Source organism: Streptomyces sp. O3, assembly GCF_054788135.1.
Map to the genome: position 1 here is coordinate 1 of NZ_JBTVYK010000158.1, position 327 is coordinate 327.

Annotated in this window: 1 protein-coding gene; it reads left to right on the top strand. The window is 70.9% G+C overall.

What is annotated here, in order from left to right; all coding sequences use genetic code 11:
* Window positions 1-327, top strand: a 327-nt coding sequence (locus ACX6XY_RS30145; protein WP_460337822.1) for a hypothetical protein, incomplete at both ends; no start/stop codon positions are given.

The window sequence follows — 327 nt, forward strand, 5'->3', positions numbered from 1 at the left end:
GAGGGCCTACGCCTGATGGACGCACTGATCGCGGTCAAGCGCGGCGTGCCCGGAGCGACCCTGCCCGAGCTCAAGCAGCGCCGGGTCAAGGCTGCCGCCAGCGTCGCGGTGGAGGAGAACCCGGCGGAAGGCCCGGCCCGTTCCGACACGGCCGTCGACAACCCCATCCCCGCCCCGCCGTTCTGGGGCACCCGTGTCGTCAAGGGCATCCAGCTCAAGGAATACGCGTCCTGGCTGGATGAGGGGGCGCTGTTCAAGGGCCAGTGGGGTTTGAAGGGCGACACGATCGAGGGGGAGGGGCGGCCGCGGCTGCGGATGTGGCTGGAC